The organism is Halegenticoccus soli, from assembly GCF_002844195.1.
Classification (GTDB): Archaea; Halobacteriota; Halobacteria; order Halobacteriales; family Haloferacaceae; genus Halegenticoccus; species Halegenticoccus soli.
The window spans coordinates 495,800-521,003 of the sequence record NZ_PEND01000002.1; the positions used below are offsets into that span (position 1 = coordinate 495,800).

General features: G+C 67.1%; 24 protein-coding genes and 1 pseudogene. 6 read left to right on the forward strand and 19 right to left on the reverse strand.

Annotated features, from left to right (window positions below; translation table 11 throughout):
- Nucleotides 1-44: 44 nt before the first annotated feature.
- From CNO20_RS07490 to CNO20_RS07535, 10 genes and pseudogenes are all read right to left on the reverse strand, one after another.
- A complete protein-coding gene (locus CNO20_RS07490) occupies nt 45-635 on the reverse strand; it encodes a 50S ribosomal protein L15e (protein WP_101295505.1) in 591 nt (196 codons plus the stop codon).
- Nucleotides 636-880: 245 nt separating this feature from the next.
- Nucleotides 881-1,888, reverse strand: a complete 1,008-nt coding sequence (locus CNO20_RS07495) for a DUF7972 family membrane protein (protein ID WP_101295506.1) — start codon at nt 1,886-1,888, stop codon at nt 881-883.
- A 76-nt stretch (nt 1,889-1,964) separates the two neighbouring features.
- Nucleotides 1,965-2,156, reverse strand: a pseudogene (locus tag CNO20_RS07500) (DUF4177 domain-containing protein); the annotation flags it as partial.
- An 89-nt stretch (nt 2,157-2,245) separates the two neighbouring features.
- Nucleotides 2,246-2,440: a hypothetical protein gene (locus CNO20_RS07505; RefSeq protein ID WP_101295508.1), complete on the reverse strand. Its 195-nt coding sequence runs from the start codon at nt 2,438-2,440 to the stop codon at nt 2,246-2,248.
- 6 nt (nt 2,441-2,446) lie between these two features.
- Entirely contained in the window at nt 2,447-3,580 is a 1,134-nt protein-coding gene (locus CNO20_RS07510) for a TrmB family transcriptional regulator (protein WP_101295509.1), read from the reverse strand.
- Between the two features lie 3 nt (nt 3,581-3,583).
- Complete coding sequence (locus tag CNO20_RS07515; protein ID WP_199174759.1) at nt 3,584-4,885, reverse strand: ABC transporter ATP-binding protein; 1,302 nt, start codon at nt 4,883-4,885, stop codon at nt 3,584-3,586.
- Nucleotides 4,882-5,931, reverse strand: coding sequence for an ABC transporter ATP-binding protein (locus tag CNO20_RS07520; RefSeq protein ID WP_101295510.1), 1,050 nt, complete (start codon nt 5,929-5,931; stop codon nt 4,882-4,884). Before CNO20_RS07520 ends, CNO20_RS07515 begins: the two co-directional genes overlap by 4 nt.
- Nucleotides 5,931-6,956, reverse strand: coding sequence for an ABC transporter permease (locus tag CNO20_RS07525; RefSeq protein ID WP_233203973.1), 1,026 nt, complete (start codon nt 6,954-6,956; stop codon nt 5,931-5,933). The genes CNO20_RS07520 and CNO20_RS07525 overlap by 1 nt, the downstream gene beginning before the upstream one ends.
- Complete coding sequence (locus CNO20_RS07530; protein ID WP_101295512.1) at nt 6,943-7,956, reverse strand: ABC transporter permease; 1,014 nt, start codon at nt 7,954-7,956, stop codon at nt 6,943-6,945. The genes CNO20_RS07525 and CNO20_RS07530 overlap by 14 nt, the downstream gene beginning before the upstream one ends.
- A 22-nt stretch (nt 7,957-7,978) precedes the next feature.
- A complete protein-coding gene (locus CNO20_RS07535) occupies nt 7,979-9,775 on the reverse strand; it encodes an ABC transporter substrate-binding protein (RefSeq protein ID WP_233203974.1) in 1,797 nt (598 codons plus the stop codon).
- A gap of 405 nt (nt 9,776-10,180) precedes the next feature.
- On the opposite strand from CNO20_RS07535, the gene CNO20_RS07540 reads away from it, so the two are divergent.
- Together CNO20_RS07540 and CNO20_RS07545 are read left to right on the forward strand one after the other, a co-directional pair.
- Nucleotides 10,181-11,149, forward strand: a complete 969-nt coding sequence (locus tag CNO20_RS07540) for a transcription initiation factor IIB (protein ID WP_101295514.1) — start codon at nt 10,181-10,183, stop codon at nt 11,147-11,149.
- A gap of 125 nt (nt 11,150-11,274) precedes the next feature.
- Nucleotides 11,275-11,952 carry a helix-turn-helix domain-containing protein gene (locus CNO20_RS07545; protein WP_233203976.1) on the forward strand — a complete coding sequence of 226 codons (678 nt, stop codon included), beginning with the start codon at nt 11,275-11,277 and terminating at the stop codon, nt 11,950-11,952.
- Between the two features lie 144 nt (nt 11,953-12,096).
- On the opposite strand, the gene thiC is transcribed toward CNO20_RS07545, so the two are convergent.
- The 5 genes from thiC to merA all read right to left on the reverse strand — a co-directional run bounded on the left by thiC (nt 12,097) and on the right by merA (nt 18,149).
- Complete coding sequence (gene thiC, locus CNO20_RS07550) at nt 12,097-13,515, reverse strand: phosphomethylpyrimidine synthase ThiC (protein ID WP_101295516.1); 1,419 nt, start codon at nt 13,513-13,515, stop codon at nt 12,097-12,099.
- Between the two features lie 185 nt (nt 13,516-13,700).
- Nucleotides 13,701-15,080: a dihydrolipoyl dehydrogenase gene (gene lpdA / locus CNO20_RS07555; RefSeq protein WP_101295517.1), complete on the reverse strand. Its 1,380-nt coding sequence runs from the start codon at nt 15,078-15,080 to the stop codon at nt 13,701-13,703.
- Nucleotides 15,081-15,233: 153 nt separating this feature from the next.
- On the reverse strand, nt 15,234-15,821 hold the full coding sequence (locus tag CNO20_RS07560; RefSeq protein ID WP_449405039.1) for a hypothetical protein: 588 nt from the start codon (nt 15,819-15,821) through the stop codon (nt 15,234-15,236).
- Nucleotides 15,822-16,043: 222 nt separating this feature from the next.
- Nucleotides 16,044-16,631 (reverse strand): TlpA family protein disulfide reductase, encoded by a 588-nt coding sequence (locus CNO20_RS07565; protein ID WP_101295519.1) that lies wholly within the window; start codon nt 16,629-16,631, stop codon nt 16,044-16,046.
- Between the two features lie 60 nt (nt 16,632-16,691).
- Nucleotides 16,692-18,149 carry a mercury(II) reductase gene (merA, locus tag CNO20_RS07570; protein ID WP_101295520.1) on the reverse strand — a complete coding sequence of 486 codons (1,458 nt, stop codon included), beginning with the start codon at nt 18,147-18,149 and terminating at the stop codon, nt 16,692-16,694.
- Between the two features lie 178 nt (nt 18,150-18,327).
- Between merA and CNO20_RS07575 the strand changes: the two genes are divergently transcribed.
- Complete coding sequence (locus CNO20_RS07575; protein ID WP_158237377.1) at nt 18,328-18,699, forward strand: ArsR/SmtB family transcription factor; 372 nt, start codon at nt 18,328-18,330, stop codon at nt 18,697-18,699.
- A gap of 273 nt (nt 18,700-18,972) precedes the next feature.
- Here CNO20_RS07575 and CNO20_RS07580 read toward each other — a convergent pair whose 3' ends face one another.
- Together CNO20_RS07580 and CNO20_RS07585 are read right to left on the reverse strand one after the other, a co-directional pair.
- Nucleotides 18,973-19,887, reverse strand: a complete 915-nt coding sequence (locus CNO20_RS07580; protein WP_101295522.1) for a serine/threonine-protein kinase RIO2 — start codon at nt 19,885-19,887, stop codon at nt 18,973-18,975.
- Nucleotides 19,888-20,058: 171 nt separating this feature from the next.
- Nucleotides 20,059-20,412, reverse strand: a complete 354-nt coding sequence (locus CNO20_RS07585) for a winged helix-turn-helix transcriptional regulator (protein WP_101295523.1) — start codon at nt 20,410-20,412, stop codon at nt 20,059-20,061.
- A gap of 274 nt (nt 20,413-20,686) precedes the next feature.
- Here CNO20_RS07585 and CNO20_RS07590 point away from each other — a divergent pair, with 274 nt between their 5' ends.
- Entirely contained in the window at nt 20,687-21,061 is a 375-nt protein-coding gene (locus tag CNO20_RS07590; protein WP_101295524.1) for an SPW repeat domain-containing protein, read from the forward strand.
- Between the two features lie 22 nt (nt 21,062-21,083).
- Here CNO20_RS07590 and CNO20_RS07595 read toward each other — a convergent pair whose 3' ends face one another.
- Nucleotides 21,084-22,667 carry a bacterio-opsin activator domain-containing protein gene (locus tag CNO20_RS07595; RefSeq protein WP_143423160.1) on the reverse strand — a complete coding sequence of 528 codons (1,584 nt, stop codon included), beginning with the start codon at nt 22,665-22,667 and terminating at the stop codon, nt 21,084-21,086.
- A gap of 186 nt (nt 22,668-22,853) precedes the next feature.
- Between CNO20_RS07595 and CNO20_RS07600 the strand changes: the two genes are divergently transcribed.
- Complete coding sequence (locus CNO20_RS07600; protein WP_101295526.1) at nt 22,854-23,663, forward strand: lipoate--protein ligase family protein; 810 nt, start codon at nt 22,854-22,856, stop codon at nt 23,661-23,663.
- An 18-nt stretch (nt 23,664-23,681) separates the two neighbouring features.
- On the opposite strand, the gene CNO20_RS07605 is transcribed toward CNO20_RS07600, so the two are convergent.
- Nucleotides 23,682-24,245, reverse strand: a complete 564-nt coding sequence (locus tag CNO20_RS07605; protein WP_101295527.1) for a redoxin domain-containing protein — start codon at nt 24,243-24,245, stop codon at nt 23,682-23,684.
- A 98-nt stretch (nt 24,246-24,343) separates the two neighbouring features.
- Here CNO20_RS07605 and CNO20_RS07610 point away from each other — a divergent pair, with 98 nt between their 5' ends.
- Nucleotides 24,344-25,174 carry a deoxyribonuclease IV gene (locus tag CNO20_RS07610; protein ID WP_101295528.1) on the forward strand — a complete coding sequence of 277 codons (831 nt, stop codon included), beginning with the start codon at nt 24,344-24,346 and terminating at the stop codon, nt 25,172-25,174.
- Nucleotides 25,175-25,204: the final 30 nt, after the last annotated feature.

The following is a 25,204-nucleotide window of genomic DNA, read 5'->3' on the forward strand; positions in this document are numbered from 1 at the left end:
AGATCGGGACCCGCCGGATCGTACCCGTCGGATCGTCCCCGCCGCTACTTCCCGCGCGCCTTGCCGCTCGTGACGCTGGGCCGGACGTGCTCGGTCCCCTTGCCGCGGTTGTTGAGCCCGCGGTTGTCCTTGCCCGCGTTGGTCAGCCCGCGGAAGGCGCGGCCCTTGTGCTTGTCCGAGCAGATCCAGTTGAGGTCGTCGTCGTTCTGGATCGCGGCGTGGTTCGGGTCGACGAGGATCACCTCGAACCACTTCTGCGACCCGTCCTCGCCCACCCAGTAGGAGTTGAGCACGCGGAGGTTCGGGTACTTGCGGGCGACGCGCTCCTCGCCGATGCGCTGGATGCTCTTGCGCCGCGTGATGCGGTTGACGCCCTGGCGCTTCGACCGCCGGCCCGCGCGGAAGCGCTCCTTGCGCGCCGTCCCCTTCCGGACGGCGACGCGGACCACGATCACGCCCTGCTTGGCCTTGTAGCCGAGCTCGCGCGCCTTGTCGAGTCGGGTCGGCCGGTCGATGCGCTCGATCGCGCCCTGGCGCCGCCATTCCTGCTTTCGCTGCCACTGGAGCTCCCCGAGCTTCCCGTCGTCGGGGTTCTTCCAGGCGTCCTTGATGTGCGAGTAGAAGCTTCGTGCCATCGTGTATCACCACGGGCGCTTGCGATTCAACCGGACTCCGGCGGCTTCGCCGCCCTCGAAGGCGCGACGATCCGACGGCCCGCCGATCGGTCCGTCGGCGGCGCGCCCGCCGGTCACATTTCGTCCCGTCCCGGACGGATCCGGTTACGGGTGCCCGCTGGCGGCCCGTCGTCCAGCGAGTTATCGGACGTTCTTCGGAGCGCCGTTTAAGGGCTTCGAAAGCAACCGTCGCGACCGCGCGCGATTCAGCCCTCAGAGTCGCGCAGGACGACCGGTCCGATTGCGAGGGTCCGCTTCGCGACGGTCGCGACGCGGAGGACGTAGGAGACGAACAGGAAGAAGGGGATCAGCGTGACGGTGAACGCCGCGCCGACGATCCAGAGGATGGTGGAGACGCCGAGGACCGCGCCGCCGAACGACTGTCCCTTCACGAACGCGAGCATGCCGCCCGCGACGAGCAGCGCCGGGATCGCGGCGTACAGGATCAGTTGCGAGAGGTCGACGAGCGCCCACTGGAAGTACAGGGTTTTGACGTGCTCGCGGACCGGGCCGAACATCGACAGCGCGGTCCGGAGCTCTTCGAGCGTCTCCCGCGTCTTTCGATTCAGGTCGTCGCCGTGCTTGTCCCGGATGCGCTCGACCTGGTGGATCTTCCAGGAGTAATTGAAGTTGAGGGCGGCGAAGAGCACGCCGAACGTCCCGAACTCGGCGTCTTCGAGCTGGTCCTTGACGATCTCGGAGTTGCCCGTGAGGCTGTCCGTGAACTCGTCGACCTCCCTCCGCAGCGTCTCGTTGTCGCTGTCCGCCACGCTCTCTGTGAGCTCGTTCGCCCGAGCTTCGGTCGCGTCGATCAGCTTGCGGAGGAGCGTCGACGGATCCGACGGCGTCGTCTCGCCGATGACCTCGCCGACGAACGCCCGCACGTCCATCGTGTCGCTCATGCGGCGGTGCTGGTCGCCCAGCGGGCCGTTCTCCTGGGAGATGACGAGCTGGCTGATGGTGACGACGAGCGTGACGCCGGTGATGACCGCGCTGAGCATCGTGGAGAACATCGTCCCGATCGTGTCGCTTCCCGTCACCGTCGACCGGAACGGCGGGTAGATCACCGCCCCGAAGAGGACGAACAGGGCGAAGAACGCGGCCGCGATGGCACCCGTGACGACGAGCCGATTGGCGCCGAGCAGCAGCCAGAGCTTGGCCCGGCTCTCGCCGGCCCGCTCGCGCATCGTGTTCTCGGTGCTGACGTCACTCATCGTCTCCCACCTCGTCGACGTGAACGGTCGGCTCGTCGTCGCTCACCTCGCCGGCGTTTCCGGCCGGCTCGTCGTCTCCCACCTCGCCGGCGGGTCGCTTCAGGACGAGGTACTTCGTCCCGCCGCCGACGTACTCGACCGAGCAGACGAGCTCCCAGCCGTCCGCGCCCAGCTCGTTCAGCGCCTCCTTGGGGTCCTCGGCCTCCTTCTTCGTCACGCCCCGCGGCGGCCGAACCGTCTCGTACTCCCAGCGTCGCGACTCGTCCATGGGTCGTGTTGGGTGCGGAGAATATTAGGGCTGTTCGCCGATCGAAACCGGCGGACGCGACGAACGTCGGTCGCCGATCCTCGCCGGCCTCAGGGCGAGAAGGGGTCCCAGTCGATTCTGATGAGGACGAACAGCCCCGCGAGCGAGGCCAAGATGATGCCGAGGCTGACGATCGAGATGGTCCACGAGGGCGAGCCCGGTCGCAGGAAGGGGAACGATACGGCGAGCAGCGCCAGGAGCACCGCGTTGAGCGCGAACAGCACCCGCCAGACGGTCACGGCCACGCGGTCTCACTCCGGCAGGAGGGTGACCGACTCGGCGCGGTAGTCCTCGATGAACGCGCCCCGGCCGCCGACGGTCACTTCGTCGGCGGCCATCGCCGGCTCATCGTCGCTCACTTCGCCGGCGTTCCCGGCCGGTTCAGCGTCTCCGAGCGCGCCGTCCGTCTCCACGACGATGCTGTTCTCGACGGGGAAGCCGCTCGTCACCGGCTCCGTGATCGCCTGCCGGACGCGGCTCACTCGCCCGACGATCTCCGGGCCGTCCTCGGTTTCGACCCGGACGCGCAGGTCGTTGCCGGCCCGCTTGTGGAGGCACGCCTGGAGCACCGCGTGGCGGAACGCGTCGAACGTCGCCGGCAGCGGGCACGGCTCCGTCACGTACGTTTCGGTCGCGACGGGCCAGAAGCTGCTGATGAACGATCCCAGCACCGACCCCGCGATGTGTTCCTGCGAGAGCGCGACCGCCGTCTCGTCCGCGTGCGTGCCGGATAGCAGCCCGGCGTCGCCGACGATCGCCGAACGGTTGTCGACCGTGAGCATGAACGGCGCGTCCTCGGTCCACCGCCGGACGACGCTCGCGGCCCCGTCGAAGCGACGCTCGTCCGCGTCGGCGTCGGCGCCGCCCACGAGCAAAAGCACCAGCGCGCCCCGCTCGACGGCCTCAGACAGCTCCGCCTGGATCTCCGAGTACGTCCGCTCGGGGATCGAGAGGAACGCCTCGCTCTCGGCCTCCGAGAGCATCGTCCGGAGCCGCTTGAGCGCCGTTTGCCTGGACCTCACCGTCTCGAACTGCGACGTCTGCGGCTCGGTTTCGGCGAATCGCTCCTCCAGCGCGGGCGTGATCGCCTCCAGCCGCTGGGACAGCGCGGCGATCGCCTCCCTGGGGGGGCGAGCGCGCACCGTCGTCGGCGCGGCGTGTTCGTTCACTCGAACCAGTCCGCGGCGTTCGAGCCGCTCGGCGATGCTGTAGACGTACCGCTTTGAGACGCCGGCGTCTTCCGAGATGACGCTCGCCTTCGCCTCACCGCGTTCGAGCACCGCGAGGTACGTCTCGATCTCCTTCTCCGAGAGGCCGAACGCGCCCAGTTCGCTCCGGAGGTCGCGGTCGCCGGCCGCGTCGCTCCGGCTCGAATCCCCGCTCATCCGTCAGTCGTCCGCCGCGGAGGGCTCGGCTCTCCGGCCCTCGTCGCGGAGGTGGCAGGCGGTCGGGTGGCGTTCGTCCCCCAGCGTCGGGCTCCGGCGCTCGCAGACGCTCTCGTAGTCCGCCCGGAGCGCCTCGGCGGCGGCGTCCCAGTCGCCGTCGACGACGGCGGCGAGCGCGCGGTCGACCCGTTCGCGGTGCGGTTCGGAGAGCGGCTCGTCGAACCGCTCATCGCGGAGGCGGGCGATCTCGGCGTCCCGCGGGGCGTCCTCGTCCGGACGAAGCGTCCGCTTTTCGACGGCGTTCCGGAGGTCCATGATCTCGTTGTAGAGGGCCTGACTGATATCCGTTCCCTCCGGCGGGATCACCTTCGGACAGCGGGTGTGGAACCGGCAGCCCGACGGCGGGCTCACCGGATCGGGGATGTCGATCGTCCGCACCGGCGGCTCCTCGACCTCGCCCTCCGGCTCCAGGTCGGCCGTCGCCCACCGGAGCACCTTCGTGTACGGGTGCTTCGGGTTCTGAAGCACCTCCTCCGCCGGCCCGATTTCGACGAGTTCGCCGAGGTACATGATGCCGACGCGCCCGCCCGACTTCTCGGCGAGGTACCGGGCGTTCGAGAGGTTGTGACTGATGAACAGGAAGGAGGTGTCGAACTGCTCCTGCAGTTCGAGGAGCAGATCCATCATCTCGACGCGCAGCGACACGTCGAGCGCCGACACCGCCTCGTCCGCGAGGATCAGGTCCGGGTTCATCAGCAGCGCCCGGACGAGCGCGATCCGCTGCTGCTCGCCGCCGGAGAGCTGGTGCGGGTAGCGGTGAGCGTAGTCCTCCGGCGGCTCCATCCCGACGCGTTCGAGCATCCGGAGCACGCGCGCCCGGCGATCCTCGGGGGACATTTCCGAGTGCCGCCGCTTCAGCGGCGCGGTCAGCGTCCGCATCACCGTCCGGTTCGGGTTGAGCGCCGAGCCGGGATCCTGGTGGATGATCTGCAGCGACCGGCGGATCTCCTCGAAGGGAATCTCCCCCTCTCCGTCCTTCGCCTCCCAGACGTCCTGGCCGCGGTACCGTACCGATCCCTCGGTGGGTCGCTGGATGCCGATGGCGGTCTTGCCGAGCGTCGTTTTCCCGCAGCCCGATTCGCCGACCAGCGCCACCACGTCGTTCTCCGCGATCTCCAGCGACACCCCGTCGACCGCGCCGACGGTGTCCGGCTCGCCGAAGAGCGAGTCGATGAGCCCCTGCTCCTTCTCGAAGTGGACCTTCACGCCGTCGAGGGAGACGACGGGCTCGTCCGCGCGGCTCACTCGCCCACCTCCGTCTCGAACGGGACGGCCTCGTCCGCCCGCCGCCAGTGGTGACAGGACACGGGGTGCTCGGGTCCGGCCCCGTAGCCGCCGGGGTCCTCCCGCAGACACTGGTCGTCGGCGAGTGGACAGCGCGAGGCGTACGAACAGCCGTCGGGGATGTTCACCGGGTCCGGCGCCGACCCCTCGATGGACCGCATCGTCGACAGCGGCGCGTCGAGGTTCGGCACCGCCTTGAGGAGCGCCCGCGTGTACGGGTGGGCCGCGTCGCGGATCAGCTCCGCCGCGGGTCCGCGCTCGACCAGTTCGAACGCGTACATCACGGCGAGGCGGTCGGCGAGACCCGCGACGAGCGGCAGGTCGTGCGTAATGAACACCACCGTCAGGTCGTACTTCTCCTGGAGATCAGACAAAAGCGCCAGGATCGACCGCTGCATCAGGAGGTCGAGCGCGGCGGTCGGCTCGTCCATCACGAGCACGTTCGGTTCGAGTACCAGCGACAGGGCGATGAGCGCCCGCTGGCTCATCCCGCCGGAGAGCTCGTGGGGGTACGAATCGAGGACGCGCTCGGGGTCGAGATACAGGTCTGACAGGAGCTCTCGCGCGCGCTCCATCCCCGCCTCCACGTCCGCGTCGTGGGCCCTCAGCGTCTCCGTGAAGTGCCCGCGGACGCTCATCGTGGGGTTGAACGACGAGAGCGCGCCCTGGAACACCATCGAGATCTCCTCCCAGCGCAGCCGCTTCAGCTCCGCCTTCGAGAGGTTGAGCACGTCGACCGGCTCGCCCTCCTCCGGATAGTAGATGATCTCGCCGGTCAGCCGACCCGGCTCCTCCACCGCGTCGAGCATCGCCGAGGCGAGCATCGATTTGCCGGAGCCGGACTCGCCGACGACGCCGAGGATCTCGCGCCGCTTCACGTCGAGGTCGACGCCGTTCAGCACGCGGGCCGTCCCGCGATCCATCTCGAAGCTCACCGTCGCGTCGCGCACGCGAAGGATCGTGTCCGCCGTCGATTCGGTCGCAGTCAGTCGTTCCGTCGTCGCCATTATCGGATCATCCTCGCGGGAGTGGGTTCGTCGGGTTCGTCGTCTTCGTGCTGTTCGTCCGGGGTCGTCTTGGTGTGTCTGGCCCTGACGCGCGGGTTGAACAGCCGGTCGGCCGCCTGCGCGAACAGGGTCAGCCCGAGCGAGAGAAGCACCACCGCGAGCATCGGGACGAGCAGCCAGTGGAACGCCTCCGGCGAGGAGACCGCCCCGGCCTGGCTCTGTGCGCTGTTCATCATCACGCCCCAGTTGACGCTGTCGTACGGCAGGATGCCGATGAAGTACAGCGCGACCGAGCCGAAGATGACCGCCCGCGCCTGCTGGACGAAGTTCATCGTGACGTAGGGCATCAGGTTCGGGACGATGTCCTTCGAGATGATCTCGGCGGTCGGGACGCCGAGGATCCGCGAGGCCTCGACGTACTCGGCGTCGCGGAGCGTGAGCACCTGCGAGCGGATGGCCCGGGCCAACCCGGCCCAGGCGTTGACGCTCAGGAGCAGCCCGATGACGTACGGGTTGCCGCTCAGAGACCCTTGCAGCGCCCCGGCGAGCACGATGATGAGCGGCAGCCCCGGGATGGTGAGCGCCACGTCGGTCAGCGTCATCAGCACGCCGTCGACCGCACCGCCCTTGTAGCCGGAGACGGTGCCGATGGCGGTCCCGAGGACGACGGTGAACACCGCGCCCGCGGTGATCATCTTCAGCATCGGCGGGGTCGCGTGGACTAGCTGCGAGAGGATGCTGTGGCCGGAGTAGGTCGTCCCGAACGGGTGTTCCAGGGTCCTGAACGCGCCGACGAGGGCCGGTCCCTGATTCGGCGACGGCTCGGGGACGAGCATCACGCCGACCGTCCCCATGAGGAGGAAGATCGACAGGACGAACAGCGCGATCCGGGCGCGCCAGTCGCTCCACACGATGCGGAGCGGGGCGAGCACCTGCTCGTCGAGCGTCTGCCGGTAGCGCTCGCGCTTCGAGAGGCTGGTCTCCGAAACCGCCTCGAAGTCGGAGGTGGCCTCAGTAGGACTCACGCGTCCCACCTCCTTCGGCCCGCGGATCGATCCAGCCGTACGTCACGTCGGCGATGAACACGCCGATCGTGACGGCCACGGTGATGAGGATGAACGCCCCCATCATCACCGGGTAATCTCTCGCGTTGATCGCCTGGATCATGTAGTACCCGACGCCGGGGTACGCGAAGATCTCCTCTAGGATGATCGATCCGCCGAACATGAACCCGATGGCGATGAGCAGCCCGGTGTACATCGGCAGGATGGCGTTCCGCCCGACGTACCGGAGGGCGATCCGCCGCTCCGGCAGGCCGCGCAGGCGCGCCACCCGGAGGTAGTCCTCGCCGAGCACCCGGATGCTGTTGCCGCGCATGTTCAGGGCCCACCCGCCGAAGCTCGCGAGGACGAGCGAGAGGATGGGGAGCGCGCCGTGGTGCAGCGCGCTCAGGACGAACTCGAGGTTGAGCCCGGGCGTCGTCTCCGAGGCGTACTGCCCCCCGGTGGGGAACAGCTCCATCCGGTACCCGAGGAACGTCAGGAGCAGCAGCGCGATGACGTAGTACGGGACGGAGTTCGTGAGGAGCGACACCCCCGTCGAGCCGACGTCGAAGCCGCTGCCCTCGCGGTAGGCCATGAACGCGCCGAGCGTGACCCCGAGGACGAACGCGATGAAGAGCGACGTCGCCATGAGGAACACGGTCCACGGGATGGCCGGGCCGAGCACCGCGATCACCGGCTCGTTGCTGTACCAGACGGACGTTCCGAAGTCCCCTCGGAGGATCGACGCCATGTAGTCGACGTACTGCACGTACAGCGGCTCGTCGACGGCGATGTTGGTCTGAGAGGCGATGCGCTGGTTGATCTGCTCCTGCGTGAGCGATCCCCCGCTTCGCTGGATGAGCTGCGCCCGCAGGTAGTCGGCGGGGCCGCCGGGCAGGAGCCGGATGATCACGAACGAAAGCGTGATGACCGCGAAGACGGTGAAGACCGCCTGCGCCGTCCGTTTGACGATGTAGTTCATCTGTTCTGTGCGCTCGGACGGATCACTCGCGCTTCGCCGACCAGCGACCCTGCCGCGGGAGCCACGACGTCGGCCAGTAGTACTGCAGACGCGGGCTGTCCCGCGGGGGGACGTTCCAGTCGTCGTCGGTGAGGAACGTCTGGGCCAGCTTCTCCTGGATCGGGAGCACCGGCAGCGTCTGGTTCGTGACCCACGCGAGCTCCTGGATCAGCCGATCGGCCTCGTTCCCGGTCGCCTGCGAGAGGTCCGACACCATGTCGGCCGGGACGACGGTCTGCGGCGATCCCTGCGGATCGTCGAGCGGGGGGACCTCGAACTCCGACGGGACGTTCCAGATGTCCGTCGCGTCGTGGCTCGCGTAGATCCAGTCGAAGTGGAAGTACGGGTAGCTCTGGTTGTAGTTCGCCCACCCCTGCAGCGCCAGTGCGAAGTCGCCGTCCGCGTAGTCTTTCCCCCAGTACGTCGCGGTGTCCTTCGCGAGCAGCTGCGATTTGATGCCGAAATCCTTGAGGTTGCTGACGAGCGTCTCCGCGCCGGCGACCCAGTCGGTGAAGCCCGCCGGGCCCTTCACGGGCGCGTTGAGGGCCTCGCCGTTTTCGTCGACCCACGCCCCGTTCTGTTTTTCGTAGCCCGCCTCGCGGAGGAGGCTCGCGGCCTTGTCGGTGTCGGGCTCGTACCGGTCGAACGTGTCGGCGACCCCCGAGAGCCAGCCGTTTTCGATCTCGTCGTTGAACGCGCCGGTGAGCCCGGACGGGATTTCGACGGGGAGCTTGGATTCGGTCCCCGCACCGGAGTTCTTCGCGACGTTCTCGCGGTTTATCACGTGCGCGATCGCCTTGCGGACCTCGGGCTTGCCGAAGTGCTCGTTCTCCAGATTGAAGACGAGCCCCATCCCCCAGTGCCGCGGGATCAGCCCGACGCGGACGTGGTCGGGAAGCTGGCTGAGCTTGTTCTTCGGCATGAAAAGGGTCGCGGACCCGTCCGTCTTCCCGTTGATGAGCGCGTCCCAGCGCTGGGAGTTCTCCGGCAGGTAGAGGTACTCCATCTTCGGGAAGTTGATGTTGTCCGCGTCCGGGTGGTCCTCGTACTTGGTGACGAGCGTCCGCCGGCTGTCGGCGTCCTCCCACCTGAACGGGCCGTTGCCGACGGGCTCCGGATCCGTGAAGTTCTGGAGCTCCGCGATCGCGTCGGCCTCCTCCTCGTCGCTCCCCGCGGTCTCGATCTTCTCGAGGAACTCCCCGTAGACGCTCTCCTTCGCGCGGAGGCGCGTGGGCTGGATGTGCGCGAGGACGACGTCCTCGTTTACGTCCTGGGCGAACTCGATCTGCGCCGTTCGCTCGTCGGGCGCGGTGACCGCCTCGGCGACGTCGTCGACGTAATTCTTGAGCGACGCGCCGGTGTACATGTCCAGTTTCAGCTGGATCATCACGTCCGTTCCGGTCACGGCGTCCCCGTCGTGCCACGTCAGCCCGTCCCGGACGGTCAATTTCAGCGTCCTGCCCTCGAACGACCAGTCGGAGACGGCGTACCCCTCGTACTCCTGGCCGCTCAGGTTGTACTGCATGAAGCGGTCGAAGAGGACGCGGCGCGCCTCGCCGTCGTTCTTGCCGTTCCAGACGTTGTACTGCGAGTCGCGGGGAACCGCCCACTGGGCGACCGTCAGCGCTTCGTCCTTCGGTTCGCCGCTCTGGTCGACCTCCACGTTTTCGGGCTGCGGGGTCGCCGTGTCGTCCTCCTCGTCGTCCGCGCTCGCCGCCTGCTGGCCGCCGCATCCGGCCAGGCCGACGGCGATTCCGGTCCCGCCGATCGCCTGAACCATCCGCCGCCGCGTCAAAGAACGTTTCCGCGAACGTTCACTGTCATTATTTCCCATAGTTCACGTTCTGTTGTGAAATACAGTCTAATAAAAACTCGGGTGTAATTCTACCACACGATTTTCAGTCAAATTAGTGACCGGATATCCCGCCGTCGCGCGACCGTCTCCGGGGCGTCGGCGGCCACGCGAGCCGCTCGCTCTCCTCGGCGAGGCGGGCGACGCTCGATCCAATCACGGCCGGTCCGGCCGGCGGGCTTGCCACCGCCTGCTCGACGCTTATCGTATCAGCGACCGTATATAGCGGCGGAAGCGAGTCGGCGGGCTTCTTCCGAGCGGTCATTTTCGTCTCGGGGCGCCGGCCGAGGCGCCGCGTACCGCGCCGCGAACACCCGCGTAGAGGGATACCAGATGAGCGTCGAATACCCACGTTACGGCGGCAGGAACGGCCTCTCGAAGGAGAGCGAACGCGAAGCGAACGGAGGAGCGGAGCGCGGGACCGACGGGGAATCCGTCCCGCGGCGCCTCGTCAGAACGAAGGAGGGCGAGCTGATCGATCCCGAGTCGGGGCTCATCGTCGAAGAGCGGTTGCTCGACTACGGGCCGGAGTGGCGCGCGTTCTCCGAGGGGGAGCGCGCAGCCAGGGCCCGAACCGGCGCGCCGATCACCGCGGCCGTCCACGACCGCGGTCTGACGACAGAGATCGGCTGGGCGAACCAGGACGCGAGCGGGCGAAACCTCTCCCCCGAGCGCCGTCGCCAGCTCTCCCGGATGCGGGTCTGGCACCGCCGCCTCCGGACGAGCGAAGCGGGCGAGCGCAACCTCCAGTTCGCGCTCTCGGAGATCGACCGGATGTCGTCCACCCTCGGGGTCTCGCGGACGACGCGGGAGACCGCGTCGGTCGTGTACCGACGGGCGCTGAAGGACGATCTCGTCCGGGGGCGGTCGATAGAAGCGGTCGCCTCGGCCGCGCTGTACGCGGTGATCCGTCAGGAGGGACTTCCGTTCAGCCTGACCGACGTCGCCGACGTCTCGCGCGTCGGTTCGGTGGAGATCGCGCGCGCGTACCGTCACCTGCGGACCCGTCTCAACCTCTCGCTCCCGCCGTCGGATCCCCGCGTGTTCCTCCCGCGGTTCTGTTCGGAGCTGGAGGTGGAGCGGACGGTCGAGCGGAGAGCGCGGTGGATCCTCGACGCGGCCGTCGCCGCGGGCCTCGACAGCGGTAAGTCGCCCGTCGGTATCGCGGCCGCCGCGATCTACCTCGCCGGCCTCATCCAGAACTCGAAGCGGTCCCAGCGGGAGGTCGCCGAGGTCGCGGGCGTGACCGAAGTGACGATCCGACACCGGTACCACGATCTCCTCGAACTCGTCGCCGAGTGACGCGGCTCCGGCGGGAAGCGCCTCGGTTTTCGGGCGATCGACGGAACGCCTTCTCCGGGACCGGCGGTCAGTTCGGCTCGAAGCCGGATGAGAGACGTATATGCTCTCGCGCGCTAATGGACCGTGTGACCGGAACGATAAGCGAGATCGAGATCCCGGCGGACGAGTTCGCGCTTCAGCAGACGCTCGCCGCGATCGACGACGTCGCGTTCGAGATCGAACGCGTCGTCGCGCACGAACCCGACCGCGTCATGCCGTTCGTGTGGGTGAGCGGGGCGGACGGCGACGCGATAGCGAGCGCGCTCGAATCGGACCCGTCCGTCGAAAACCTCCAACTGCTCGCCGACCTCGGCGACGAGCGGCTCTATCGGATGGACTGGGTCGACAAGATCCAGACCCTGATACGGATCCTCGTGGACGAGGAGGGGACGATCCTGGCCGCGTCCGGGAGCGAGGACCGGTGGACCCTCCGCGCGCTCTTCCCCGACCGCGGCGCGCTCTCGCAGACGCACGACTTCTGTCGGGACGCCGGGATCTCCTTCGACGTCAGGCGGGTCTACCACCTCGACGACGGTCGGGAGGGTCGGTTCGGGCTCACCGAAGAGCAGCAGGAAGCGCTCACCAGGGCGTTCGAAGGCGGGTACTACGACGTTCCGCGGCGGCGCTCGCTGACCGAACTCGCGGGCGAACTCGGCGTGTCGCACCAGGCGCTGTCGGAGCGACTCCGACGCGGGCACGGGAATCTCATCCAGAACGCCATCGTGATCGGCGACGGTGCCGAGGGCGAGAAAAAGCGGGCGTGAGCCGATCGACGGCGCTCGACGAGTCGGGGGTCCCGGAACTTCGACGCTATCCGTACGGAACGAAGGAATCGTCCGGCGAACGCACGCGTGAGACGCTCTCCGCGTCCGCGGGGGAGGCCGGCCCCGGCTGGGTTTTTCCTTCGACTAGTCGCGGCCGATCCCCGTGAACTCCGGCATCTCCGGCACCCGACTCGTATCGTGAGCCCCGGTCGGCGGGAGGTTCGCTTCGGCCGCTTCTGACGCGTCGATGTCCGTCGCGTCGTCGATAGTCTCCATCTCCCCGTCGGCGTTCCGAGCGTCCTGATCGATCCGCATCGAGCAGAACTCCGCGCCGCACATCGAGCAGAACCGCGCCTCTTTGTAATTGTCACCCGGGAGCGTCTGATCGTGGTAGGCCCGGGCCCGTTCGGGGTCCAGCGCCAGCTCGAACTGCCGGCGCCAGTCGAACTCGTATCGCGCCTCCGAGAGCGCGTCGTCCCAGTCTCTCGCACCGGGGAGGTCGTTCGCGAGGTCCCCCGAATGGGCCGCGATTCGATACGCCGCGAGCCCCTCTCGAACGTCTTCTTCCTCGGGCAGCCCCAGGTGTTCCTTCGGCGTGACGTAACAGAGCATCGCGGCCCCAGCTTCCGCGGCGATAGCGGCCCCGATCGCGCTCGTGATGTGGTCGTACCCGGGTGCGATGTCGGTCACGAGCGGTCCGAGGAGGTAGAACGGCGCGCCGTCGCAGACCTCCCGCTGCCGTTCGACGTTTTCCGCCACCTGGTTCATCGGGACGTGGCCCGGTCCTTCGACCATCACCTGCACGCCGTGGTTCCACGCGGTTCGAGTAAGCTCGCCGAGCGTCTCGAGTTCGGCGAACTGCGCTTCGTCGCTGGCGTCCGCAAGGGATCCCGGTCGGAGCCCGTCGCCGAGGCTGAACGTGACGTCGTGCTCGGCGAAAATCTCGCAAATCTCCTCGAACTTCGCGTAGAGGGGGTTTTGCATCCCGTTTTCCTCGATCCACTTCGCGAGGATCGACCCGCCGCGCGAGACGATGCCCGTCTTGCGACCGTCGGTCAGCGGGAGGTGCTCCATCAGCACGCCCGCGTGGATCGTCATGTAATCGACGCCCTGCTCGGCCTGCTTTTCGATGACTTCGAGCAGCAGCTCGTGCGTAATATCCTCCGGACTGCCGGCGCGCTTGACGGCCTCGTAGATGGGCACGGTCCCGACGGGCACCGGGGAGTGGTCGACGTTCGCCTCGCGTATCGCGTCGAGATCGCTGCCCGTACTGAGGTCCATCACGGTGTCCGCGCCGTAGTGAACCGCCGCGTGGAGCTTGCGAAGTTCGCCCCTGATGTCGCTGCTCGCGTCGCTGTTACCGATGTTCGCGTTGACCTTGGTAGCGAACTCCCGGCCGATAATCATCGGATCGAGCGCCTCGTGATGACGGTTGCGCGGAATGACCGCTCGTCCGGTCGCCACCTGCTCGCGGACGAATTCGGGATCGCGGTTTTCCCGCTCGGCGACCCGTTCCATCGCGTCAGTCACTTCCCCGTCCCGCGCTCGCTGGAGTTGCGTCATTTACAACCCGGTAATACCACTGGATTGTTAAAGGTGCTGGGGCCGGTGCAGGACGAAGACGGACGGGTCGCCTTTCCGACGCGTACTTCACCGGACGTACCCGGGCGAAAACGAGATCCGGAGCGAGCTGATCTCGGCAACGAAGCCGGACCGTCGAGAGGGCCTCGTCGTAGCGCTGCGCGAGCTCACAAGGGCTTGTGAACGCCGCCCGCTGCCGAGTTGACGCTCTCCGGGAGCGTCGGGTGGATGTGCATCGTCTCCGCGACGTCTTCGGCCGTCGCTCCGAGCCGGATTGCGAGCACGAGTTCGTGAACGATCTCTGCCCCCTGCTCGCCGACGATATGCGCGCCCAGCAGTTCGTCCGTGTCGGCGTCCGTGACGAGTTTCACGAACCCCTCAGTCTCTCCGAGCGCCTTCGGTTTCCCCTGCTCGGCGAAATCCTGCCGGCCGACGCCGACCTCGTGGCCCGCCTTGCGTGCCTCCCGCTCCGTCAGCCCGACGTGGCCCACCTGCGGATCGGTGAACACCGCCCACGGGACGACGCGACCTTCGGTGCTGATCTCCTCACCTTTGGCGAGGTGCCGATACAGCAGGTCCGCATCGTCCCGGGCCGAGTGGGTGAACATCGGCGGTCCGCTCACGTCGCCGATCGCGTAGACGCCGTCGGCAGTCGTTTCGAAGCCGTCGTCAGTCTCCACGAACCCGCCGTCGTCGGTCCGAACACCCGCGTCATCGAGCCCGATTCCGTCGGTGTTCGGCTCTCGACCCGCAGCGAGCAGCACCGCGGACGCCGTCACCTCGTCCGATCCGTCCGGACTGTCCGTTTCGACGATCGTCCGGCCTCCGCTCGACGCGAGGGCCGTCACGGACGTCCCGGTACGAACGTCGATGCCCTCGGCGGTGAACGCGTCCTCGATGACCTCGCTCACCGCCGGCTCCTCCCGCGGGAGGAGCCGGTCGGGGCGCTGAAAGACGGTCACGTCCGCGCCGAACCGGCTGTACATCTGGGCGTACTCGCACCCGACGTATCCGCCGCCGATCACGACGAGTGTGTCGGGGACCGCATCGAGATGGAGTGCGTCGGTGCTGTCGAGAACGGCTACCTCGCCGAGGCCGTCGATCGGTGGCTTCGCCGGGCGAGCACCCGTATTGATGACGATCCGATCCGCGGCGAGCGTCCGGTCGCCGGCGCGAAGCTCGCGGGCGGATTCGAACGCCCCGCGTTCTTCGATGAGTGTGACGTTATCGTTGCTCTCGACGCCCTCGTAGGCCCCCTCGCGGATGCTCTCGACGATGTCGTCCTTTCGGTCGACGACCGCCTCCACGTCGACGCGGGTGTCGCCACCGACGTCGATACCGAATTCCTCGCTTCGCCGTACGAGGTCCGCGACCTCCGCGCTCCGAATCATCGTCTTCGTCGGAATACAGCCCCGATTGAGACACGTTCCTCCGAGGAGGTTCCGCTCGACGAGCGCCACTTCCATCCCGGCGTACGCGCACTTCGTCGCGACCGGGAGTCCGGCCATCCCCCCGCCGAGAACGACGAGGTCGTACTCGTCGCTCATAGCGCGTTTCCTCCCAGCGTTGCGCACCGACTCGTGTCGAGTTTCGTCCGTCGGGAATCGTGCCTCCGCCCAACGGAGTGTGCTCTCGTAGGTGCCATTTCACTCACGATACAACTATTCAATGAACGTCGAATTAAAAGTGACGGGCGGTAACTACGCACGTGGCCGAGGCGGCACCGACGGATCAGTAGAGGGACCGGACTTGGACGTAGTAGTAGAGCATGTAGAGCCCGGCCCGATGAGCAGCAGGGCGCTCGCTCGCTCGACGTACGGGATGAGCGACCGAGTGCGTCGAGCCGTCTCCTCTTTCGCGACGGCGACGAGTGCGGTCGTGACGACGAACAACCCGACCATCCCGCTTGCGTAGCCGGTGAGGACGGTGACGGCCCCCGCGATCCCGCCGGTCGAGAGCGCCGTCAAGGTGATCCCGAAGAACACCGGGGCGGTACACCCGAGTGCGGCACCGGCAAACAGCAGCCCGAAGGTGAAAAACTGTCTCGGCGAGGCGTCGCCCCACTCGGGAAGCCGGACCGACTGCGAGAGAAAGCGAGCCCGGTTCGCGAGCAGCAGGACGCCCAGACCGAGGACGATCAGTCCGACGATCGGAATGAGAACTGGAACCACGCGCGTCAGTACGTCGCCGAGAACGCCCGCGACAGCGGCCGTGACGGCGAAGACGCTCAACATACCCAGGCTAGCGAGTCCGCCGAACAGAATGCCGCGTTGGAGACTCGCTGCCACGGACCGCCCGCCGCTCGTTCCGAAACCGGGTTCCACCGCGCGATCGTTTGTCGGTGCAGAATCCGCGGAGAGGTAGTACGAGAGATAGGCGGGCAGCATCGGGAGCGCACACGGTGAGAAGAACGATGCGACACCGCCGGAAAGCCCCCAGGCAAAGAGACCCCAGCTCACACCCCCGATCGCGAGCGGTGCGACCGTAGCCAGTGGCCCGCTACTCATGGGTTACACCAGTTTCTCGAATTCGCTCTCGAACCGGGCGACCGAAGTGACGTCCGAGTCCTTGTAGGTAGACACGCCGTTCCGATCGACGATGTAGGTCGTGTCGAGCGACGTCAGTCGATACGTCCGGACGAGTTCTCGCGTCCCCATCGCGTGAACCCACTCCCCGCCGTACCGCGTTTTGAATTGCCGGAGGTCCTCCATGCTGTCTCGATCGGGGTCCATATCGATCGAGATCAGTCGAACGTCGTCTCCGAAGATCTCGCGAACCCGTTTCAGGTTGTTCTCCTCCTGCTTGCAGGAGGTACACCACGCCGCCATGAAGAACAGCGCTGTCGGCTTCTTAACGGGGTGTAGTGTGACTTCGTTACCTGCGGTCGTCTGCAAGGTGAAATCCGGGGGCTTCTGTCCGACCCCCGGTCCGGTCTCCAGGTCGGAGTTACCGGAATCAGCAGCTTTAGCGCCGCCGTCATCGCTCGACGCATTCGATCGCTGTGTCGGATTTGACGGGGACTGGTTATCGCCGAGACAGCCCGCGAGTCCGGTTGCTGTGACGCCACCGATCGTCGTAAGTAGGGTCCGTCGGTTCATAGTTCAGCGATCGTTGAGGTATTGATCTGTTATGGTCTGCGTAAGCATCAGCCGATGGTGTCATTCGACGCAGCAGCTCATCGCCGAGGTTTCCCGCCGAAACGCCTGACAGGCACGTTTGAACGCCTCGCCGAACGTCGGGAACGGATGGACCGTGTCGATGATGTCGTCGACGGTGAGCCCGAACTTCACCGCGAGCGCGGCTTCCATGATCATATCCGCTGCCCGCGGCGCGACCGCGTGGACGCCGACGATCTCGTCTGTCTCGTGGTGTTTGACCACCTGGACGAGTCCCCGCGTGTCTTCGACGGTCCGCGCCTTCGGCACGTCCGCCATCCGGACCGTCCGACACGAACAGGTGCCGTACTCGCCCACGTACTCCGACTCGGTGGTCCCCACGCTCGCCACTTCGGGGCTGGTGAATACGACGGCCGGGACAGCGCCGTAATCGATGGTCCTCCCCTCGTCGCCGAAAGCGTTCTTCACCGCGTGGTTGCCCTCCTTTGCGGCGACTGTCTCCAATTCGGGCTCGCCGATGACGTCGCCCGCGGCGTACACGTCGGGATTGGTCGTGCGGAGGTGCCGGTCGACGAGGACCGCACCGCGCTCGTCAGTGTCGACGCCGATGGTATCGAGGCCGATGTTCTCGCTGTTGGGTTGCACACCGGTCGCCACGAACAGATCCTCGGCTGCGAACGTTCGACTCTCGCCATCGACGACGGTTTCGACGCTGACGCCGGCTCCCTGCACCGCCGCTCCGCCGTCGGTGACCGCCGACGTCACCCGTTGGAAGTCGTTGCCGGTGACGACCTCGATGCCCTCTTCGCGGAAGGACCGCCGTATCTCGCGGCCGAGTTGGCCCTCCATCCCGGACAGGACGCGCTCGGAGCGCTGGAGAATCGTCACGTCGACGCCGACGCGGCGGAGGATCTGGCCCCACTCCAGCGCGACGTAGCCGCCGCCGAGCACGATGATGCTGTCGGGGAGCTCACGGCGATCGAGGATCGTTTCGCTGGTCTCGTAGTCGATGTCCTCGAGCCCGTCGACGGGCGCCGCCCACGGCGAACTCCCGGTCGCGATGAGGGCCTTCTCGCCCGTGATGCGTGCGCCCTCGTCTCGACCGTCGACGACTTCGACGGTCGTCGACTCGACGAACCGACCGTAGCCCTCGTAGATGTCGGTCCCGGAATGCTCGGCGACGTCGACGTAGTTCTCCCGGCGAAGTTGTCGGACGAGCCTGTCCTTTTCGTCGATCGCGGCCGACCAGTCGATAGTCGGTTCGTCGCGACTGTACCCGACGGCGGTGAAGGGGTTGTGCGACGGCACAGAGGCGGCCTCCGCCATCGCGAGGAGATGCTTGCTCGGGACGCACCCGACGTTCACGCACGTTCCGCCGAGCGGGAGTCCCGCGTTCACCATCGCGGCCGAGAGTCCGCGACCGCCGGCTTCGGTGATGGCGGCGAACGCCGCCGCACCGCCGCCGAGAACGACTAGATCGTAGTCGATCCCCCCTTTCATTTCAATAGTCGTTTGAGTATTGTCCCATATGATAGTATCGATTCGGACTGATCGGTCACTCCATCCCTGCGAATCGTCAGAACGATTTCTCGGCGTTATTTCCCCGCTTCTCCCGTCTGACACGGGAACGGCTCGTAATCCGGAAGGACTATACTTTGATGGTCTAAAGGATGTTGTAATGAGTATCCGGCTGCTCCAGTCGACCGCTGACGTCCACGAAGCGCGCGCGCACATCTTCAGCGCGCTCAGCGACCCGACCCGGCTACGGATTTTCCAGGCACTCGTCGAGGCGGGCCACCCGCTAAACGTCACTGAACTGTGCGACCGAACGGGTCTAGAGCCGAATCTCGTGTCGCATCACCTTCAGTGTCTCAAGAACTGCCAGCTCGTCGACTCCGAGCGCGACGGTCGGAAAAAGTACTACGAGGTGAGTAGACCCGAGGCGGTCGAGATGCTCGCCCTCGCGGACGACTGCATCCGCCGGAACGTCGAAAGCGTCCTCGGGTGCGAGATCGTCACGAGCGACTCCGACGCCGCAGACGACGAGTGACGGCGCGGAACCGGCGGCGCGCGACCTCTGCTGTCCCGTTTCGAACTGCCCGGTGGTGCAGCGCTTCTCAGCGGACTCCCGGCGGTGCTCCCTCTGGTCGGTTCCCGGGGTCTCATCGCCACTTAGTAGCTACCTGTTCACTCTTCGGCCCCCCGGCGGGGGACGCAGTCGTGAGAGAAACCAGCCCTCCGGCGTCGTTTGACTCGGACGGATCGAAACGCCGAAACCCGCCGTCGAAACCCCGCGGGTCGATTTCCTATCGCAGTATGCGATTCATCCTTCGCTGAACGCCCGGACCGTCTCGAACGACGAATCGGCGACCGCGGCGGCGACCGCGGGCACGTCGATCGAATCGGACACCTCGGCCGGGTGCTTGCGCCGGAAGTAGCGGACGAGGTTCGACACGTCGCGTTCGAGCAGCTCCCGGGCGTTGTCGTGGTCGGTCGGCACCGCCTGCGGCCAGTCGAAGATCGTCACCCCCCGCTCGCTGACGGCCACGTTGTACTCGCTCATGTCCGCGTGGACGAACCCCTCCTCGTACGCGGTCGCGACCTCGCGGAGGACCAGATCGAGCACGCCGACGACCTGCGTCGAATCGAGTTTCGTGCGCGCGAGCTCCACCCCCTCGAGCTTGTCCATGACGATCGCGTGGCGGTTGTGATCGACCGGGCGCGGAACCGAGACCCGTGGGAAGAGCGTTTCGAGCGCCTCGTACTCGCGTTCCGCCGCCTTTCGCGCGGTGTAGAGCCAGGAGACGTGGTGCCGATCGGCGGTGTAGTCGCGCCCCCTGCTCACCTTCCGGAAGTTCGTGTACCCCTCGCGATGGAACTTCAGCGCGAGCGGCTTGTACGACTGCACCTCGTACACGTCGCTCTCCTTGCCGACTCCGAGGGACGCGCCGACTCCCCGGATCGTGTCGCGCTCGGAGAACGCCCGCAGCGCGAGCGCGTCGTACCCCTCGAACTCCAGCTGGTATCCCTCGTACTGGATCGTCTTCCGGACGACGAGGTCCCGCTTCATGCACCGATCGAGGCGGTACTCCACCTCCTCGGGCGTCAGCCCCGAGTACTCCGGGAGCTTCTCCCGGTTCACCCAGCGGCTGAAGCGCATGCCCTGCTCGATACCCGACAGCAGATAGAAGTCCTCGGGTTCGAGGTCGGCCATCACGCCCGCAACGTTCCGAACCATAGCGGAAGCAGGGCCCCGCGGCCTAAAAGAACCGCGAGTCGGCGTTTGCCCACCTGGTAAATGATATATCGATATATGAAATGTCGGGCGAAAGCGGTCGATCCAGGGACCGGAGAACGTCACCTCTCGGGATCGGTGAACCGACCGTCTAACTCGCCGATCGGCGAGAGACTAATCCCGTTCTCTTTCGACCGCTTCGCGATACGTCTCCAGCCACTCGGCGACGGCCTCCATGATCGGTTCGAGCGCCGAACCGGCTTCGGTGAGCGAGTACTCCACTTCGACGGGCCGCGTGTCCTTGACCTCTCGCCGTACAAGGTGAACCGCTTCGAGGTCCTGGAGCGACTGAGAGAGGACCTTGTCGGAGATGTCGTCGATCCGGCGTTTGAATTCGTTGTATCGGAGCGGGCCGTCGAGGAGAAGGTGCTCCAGGATGAGGCGGTTCCACTTCTTCCCGGTCAGGCGAACGACTTCCCAGTGCTCTCCGGACTCCGGCGTGAATATGTAGTCGTCTCGGCGCTTCATGTGACCAGTACGTCCACGACGACCTTACTCTTCCTCCGGGGGCCTCTCCGCCGCGTCGGAACTCCGAGAAACGCACGTCGGTACGTCGAAGGCCCGCGCGGGAGGGGGGACTCGAAACGGTAGTCGTAGGCGACTTCCCTTGCGGTACGTAACGCACTCCGATTCGAGTTACGGTCGTTTCGATCCGCCCGTAGACGGTTCGTGAGGTGCTCACCAACATGTTAGAATTATTTCATTATCTCGGCGACCCAACCGTCGTTTGCAGGTGAACCCAATGACAGAAACGACGAAATGGCTCTCGGCGGCTAACGCGCTCCTCGGACTGTGGCTGATCGTGGCGCCGTTCATCTACAGCACGACGTCCGCGGGGCTGTGGAACGACGTCATCGTCGGGGCGCTCGTCGCCTCCATCGGGGCGTACAACTACTACCTCACCACAAAAGGGAAGGAGGTCAGCGCGACGGGAGCGGGTGCGAACACGTTGCTCGGACTGTGGATGATCGCGGCTCCCTTCGTCCTCGGCGTGAGCGGTGCCGCGTTCTGGAGTGACCTCGCGGTCGGCGTACTCGTCGCGTCGTTCGCCGGGTACAACGCCTACGTGAGCCGTCGGGGCCCCGACGCGCAAGCGAGAGCGGACCATGCCGCGTAGGGGAGCGCGGGCGTTTCGGCCGTCACCGCTCTTCCTCCCGCTCGAACAGCAGCGCGAGCAGGCGGCTCAACCCGACCCGCACGTGCTCGTGGAAGGTAGCCGCCGAGATGTCGAACGAGGCGGCAATGTCCTCGCCGGAACGCTCCCGCGGCCACTCGAAGTACCCGGCGTAGTAGGCCGCGCTGAGCATCGACAGCTGTCGGTCCGTCAGTCTCCCCTCCAGTTCGCTCCAGTACTCGTCGACGCTCCGGGTCGGTCGGCGGACCTCCCGCTTCGCCGTCAGTTCCGCCCCGTCGAACGTCGACCGCACCGCCGCGACGATCCCGTTCACGTCCGCGTTCGACGGCGCTTCCGCGATCAGCCGCATCTCCCCCTCGGCGGCGACGGCGGTTCGAACCGTCGCTCCGCGGTCGGCGAGCGTGAGTACGATGGACGGCTCCGCGACCGTGCACTCCAGCCGGCACCCGTCGTCGTACTCGCGGACGACCGTCACGTTCTCGACGGGCGCCGACGCTCGGAGCCGATCTCGAACCGCCGCGGCGGACGCCCCCCGAACGGTGAGGTACTTCAGCACCGAACCGGCCGTGACCGGAACGAATCCGGTGAGCTCGATCTCGCAGTCCGCCGCGTCGGACACCGCGGCCAGAAACGACGCCGAACCGTCGAGGCGGAACGCGAGTTCGTTCACGTAGTCCGCGTACAGCAGCCGGCGGTTCTCGATGGCGTTGATCGCGTACCCGATCGTCTCGCCGAGCACTTCGAACGTCGATCGACCCGACGCGTCGAACGCGTCGGCCGCCGCGGCGTGGACGACGAGCGCGCCCGAAATGACGTTTCGGTAGCGGATCGGCACTGCGACGTAGGACCGGTACCCCCGATCGACGACCGCCGACAGGACCGGATCGTCGACCGACTCCCCCTCGGCGGCGCTGACGACCGTCGCGGAGCCGTCGTCGAACGCCGCCCCCACCCCGCTCCGGTCGATCGCGTCGCCGTCTCCGCCCGCACTCGTTCGCTCGCGCAGTCGGCCGGTGTCGGGGTCGCGGGCCGCGATCCAGACGAACTCGGAGAACGCCGAATCGGCGAGGCGCGAGCACACGATCCCCTCGAGTTCGTCCCGGGTCTCCACGTCGAAGAGCGACTGGACGATCTCCCGGACGAGGATCCCGATCCGGTTCACCGTCCTGAACTGCCGGTTCCGTCGCTCGACTCGAAGCTCTCCGAGTTTCCGTTCCGTGACGTCCAGGTGGTGTACGAGCGCGTACCAGTCGCTCTCGTGTCGGAATCGGACGATCCGCACGGTGAACCAGCGCCGTTCGTCGGGACCGTGGCAGGGATACTCGAAGGAGAACTCGTCGCGTTCGCCCGAGAGGACGGTTCGGACGCCGCGGGCGGCCGTCGCCGCGTCGTCGCGGGCGTTCCCGTCGCAGACGGTCAGGTAGCTGTCGCCGACCACGCCGGGCGAGCCGACGATTCCGTTTCGGTCGGCGAGGTCGCGCCACGCTCGATTCGTGTAGACGATCGTTCCATCGCGGTCGAGTATCGCGGTCTGCGTCGGCAGCGCGTCGAGTCCGGCCTGCGCGAACGGATGTGTTCCTAACTCCATGAGTACGGGCGGCGTTCGACCGAACGCGGCGTCTGCGCGGCGAGCGGCGGTCAGCGGCGGAGACGCCTCGGAGAACGCGTCCGGCACCTTGTGAACAGGACGGTAAAAGCGTGTTCCCTGCGTGTGCGAGGCCGATCAGCGGCCGCGGCTCGTAACCGATTTGCGGCCGCTCGCCGTAGCCCGGGTATGGACGATCCGTCACGGGCGGACTGGCGGCTCATCGGCGAGGAGTCGTGGTCCGGCCCGATGAACATGGCGCTCGACGAGATCGCGGCCGAAACCGCCGCCGCGGGCGGCCCGCGGACGCTTCGCGTGTACCGCTGGGAGCCGAGCACGCTCTCTCTGGGGTACCGGCAGGACCCGGACACGGTCGACTGGGACTACTGCGAGCGCGAGGGGATCGCGGTCACCCGCCGGCAGACCGGCGGCGGCGGCATCTACCACGACAGCTACGGCGACGTCTCGTACTCCATCGTCGGGCCGAAGGACGAACTACCCGGAAACCTCATGGACTGCTACCGGCTGCTTTTGACGCCGATCCTGGACGCGTTCGACCGAATGGGCGTCGACGCCGGGTTCGCCGACGAGCCGCTGCCGGCGATCCACCCGCCCGCCTGTTACCTCCGGGAACTTCACCCGGCCCACGACGTCACCGCCGGCGGCCGGAAGATAAGTGGGAACGCCCAGTACCGGCGGCGGAACGCCGTCATCCAGCACGGCTCTCTCACGTTCTCGGTCCGCGCGGCGCGCCACCTCTCGACGTTCGCGGCCCCCGCCACCAGCCCCGAGGAGTTCGAAGCGCGCGTCACCGGCATCGACGAACAGGCGGACGTGTCGCGCGGAGAGGCCGTCGCCGCGGTCGAATCCGCCCTCGCCGAGTGGGCCGACGCGACGCGCGGATCGTGGACGGAGGACGAAGTCTCTCTCGCGCGCGAGCGCGCGAGAGAAAAATACGAGAGCGACGACTGGGTCCGCCGCCGTCCGGACGACAGGTGAGCGCGCCGGCCGGTCGAATCAGGCTCGGAAGCCGAAGCGGTCGCCCTCGTCGCCGCCGAGCTCGGCCCGCACCGCGTCGTAAATCTCCCCCACGGGCGGCGCGGCGCGCGTCGGATCGAGCCAGTGGTCGCCGACCCACCGGTAACGAACGGTCCGCGATTCGTCGACGAGGAAGCACGAGCGCTTCGACCGTCGGACCAGCCCGAACGCTCGGTACTCGACGCCGAACGCGCGCGTTATTTCGAGGTCGGAATCGGAGTACAGCGGGAATCCGAGGCTCAGCCGGTCGATGAACCGCCTGTGCACGCTCGCGCTCGACTTGCTGACGCCGACGACCTGCAGTCTGTCGTCGCTCGCGAACCAGCCGAAGTCGCGGAAGGAACACCACTCGCGGACGCAGTCGGGCGAGAAGTCGCCCGTGTAAAAACACAGCAGGACCGGTCGCTCCGCGAGCAGCGCCGACAGCGGCGTCTCCGTTACGCCCCCGTCCGGCCGGACGAGCGTCCCCCCGACGTCCGGGGCGGTTTCCCCCACCGCCAGGCCGTCGGAGCCTCCCTTCGTTCGGTTTTCGAATCCAGCCATACCCCCGAGTCCCGAGCGACCCCTAAAGCTCTTCGCAAGCCGGACGCCTCGACGGGGACTCCGAAGCCCCTTTGAGGGTTCACTGCCTGCGCTCGGGCATGCGAGTCGGAGCACACGTATCCATCGCCGGCGGCGTCGACAACGCGGTCGAACGGCAGCTCGACGTCGGCGGCAACTGCGGACAGATCTTCACTCACTCCCCGCAGGTGTGGCGGGATCCCGACATCGACGACGGCGAGGCGGAGCGGTTCCGCGCGGGCACCCGAGAGCGCCTCGACGGCCCCTGGGTCATCCACTCGTCCTACCTCGTCAACCTCTGCACCCCGAAGGACGACCTCCGCGCGAAGTCCGTCGACAGCATGCAGAAGGAGGTCGACGCGGCGGCGCAACTCGGCGTCGAGTACGTGAACGTCCACCTCGGCGCGCACACCGGCGCGGGGACGGAACGGGGCCTCGCGAACGCCGCGAGCGCGCTCGACGAGCTCGACGTGCCGGACGGGGTGACGGTTCTCGTCGAGAGCGACGCCGGCAGCGGAACGAAGCTCGGCGGCGACTTCGAGCACCTCGCGACCGTCCTGGAGGCGAGCGACCAGGACCTCGACGTCTGTCTCGACACCGCCCACGCCTTCGCCGCGGGCTACGACCTCTCGACCGCGACTGGCGTCGAGAACGCCGTCCGCGAGTTCGACGACGTGATCGGCCTCGACCGCCTCAAGTGCGTCCACCTCAACGACTCGAAGCACGCCTGCGGAACCAACAAGGACGAGCACGCCCACATCGGCGAGGGGCTGATCGGCGAGGAGGGGATGCGCGCGATCGTCAACTACCCCGACCTGCGCGACGTGCCGCTCGTGCTCGAAACCCCGAACGAGGACGGCAAGGGGTTCGCGTGGAACATCGAGCGCGTGAGGGAACTCAGAGAGAACTGAGGCGTCCGGCTATCGCCGATCGGCCGTCGG

Bases quoted from the DNA above. Each gene is read 5' to 3' on its own strand.
- CNO20_RS07580 (WP_101295522.1), bottom strand. From the start codon at position 19,887: ATGGTTCGGAACGTTGCGGGCGTGATGGCCGACCTCGAACCCGAGGAC.
- merA (WP_101295520.1), bottom strand. From the start codon at position 18,149: ATGAAAGGGGGGATCGACTACGATCTAGTCGTTCTCGGCGGCGGTGCG.
- CNO20_RS07535 (WP_233203974.1), bottom strand. From the start codon at position 9,775: ATGGTTCAGGCGATCGGCGGGACCGGAATCGCCGTCGGCCTGGCCGGA.
- CNO20_RS07590 (WP_101295524.1), top strand. From the start codon at position 20,687: ATGACAGAAACGACGAAATGGCTCTCGGCGGCTAACGCGCTCCTCGGA.
- CNO20_RS07520 (WP_101295510.1), bottom strand. From the start codon at position 5,931: ATGGCGACGACGGAACGACTGACTGCGACCGAATCGACGGCGGACACG.
- CNO20_RS07495 (WP_101295506.1), bottom strand. From the start codon at position 1,888: ATGAGTGACGTCAGCACCGAGAACACGATGCGCGAGCGGGCCGGCGAG.
- CNO20_RS07530 (WP_101295512.1), bottom strand. From the start codon at position 7,956: ATGAACTACATCGTCAAACGGACGGCGCAGGCGGTCTTCACCGTCTTC.
- CNO20_RS07605 (WP_101295527.1), bottom strand. From the start codon at position 24,245: ATGGCTGGATTCGAAAACCGAACGAAGGGAGGCTCCGACGGCCTGGCG.
- thiC (WP_101295516.1), bottom strand. From the start codon at position 13,515: ATGACGCAACTCCAGCGAGCGCGGGACGGGGAAGTGACTGACGCGATG.
- CNO20_RS07540 (WP_101295514.1), top strand. From the start codon at position 10,181: ATGAGCGTCGAATACCCACGTTACGGCGGCAGGAACGGCCTCTCGAAG.
- CNO20_RS07600 (WP_101295526.1), top strand. From the start codon at position 22,854: ATGGACGATCCGTCACGGGCGGACTGGCGGCTCATCGGCGAGGAGTCG.
- CNO20_RS07575 (WP_158237377.1), top strand. From the start codon at position 18,328: ATGAGTATCCGGCTGCTCCAGTCGACCGCTGACGTCCACGAAGCGCGC.
- CNO20_RS07595 (WP_143423160.1), bottom strand. From the start codon at position 22,667: ATGGAGTTAGGAACACATCCGTTCGCGCAGGCCGGACTCGACGCGCTG.
- lpdA (WP_101295517.1), bottom strand. From the start codon at position 15,080: ATGAGCGACGAGTACGACCTCGTCGTTCTCGGCGGGGGGATGGCCGGA.
- CNO20_RS07565 (WP_101295519.1), bottom strand. From the start codon at position 16,631: ATGAACCGACGGACCCTACTTACGACGATCGGTGGCGTCACAGCAACC.
- CNO20_RS07610 (WP_101295528.1), top strand. From the start codon at position 24,344: ATGCGAGTCGGAGCACACGTATCCATCGCCGGCGGCGTCGACAACGCG.
- CNO20_RS07585 (WP_101295523.1), bottom strand. From the start codon at position 20,412: ATGAAGCGCCGAGACGACTACATATTCACGCCGGAGTCCGGAGAGCAC.
- CNO20_RS07490 (WP_101295505.1), bottom strand. From the start codon at position 635: ATGGCACGAAGCTTCTACTCGCACATCAAGGACGCCTGGAAGAACCCC.
- CNO20_RS07510 (WP_101295509.1), bottom strand. From the start codon at position 3,580: ATGAGCGGGGATTCGAGCCGGAGCGACGCGGCCGGCGACCGCGACCTC.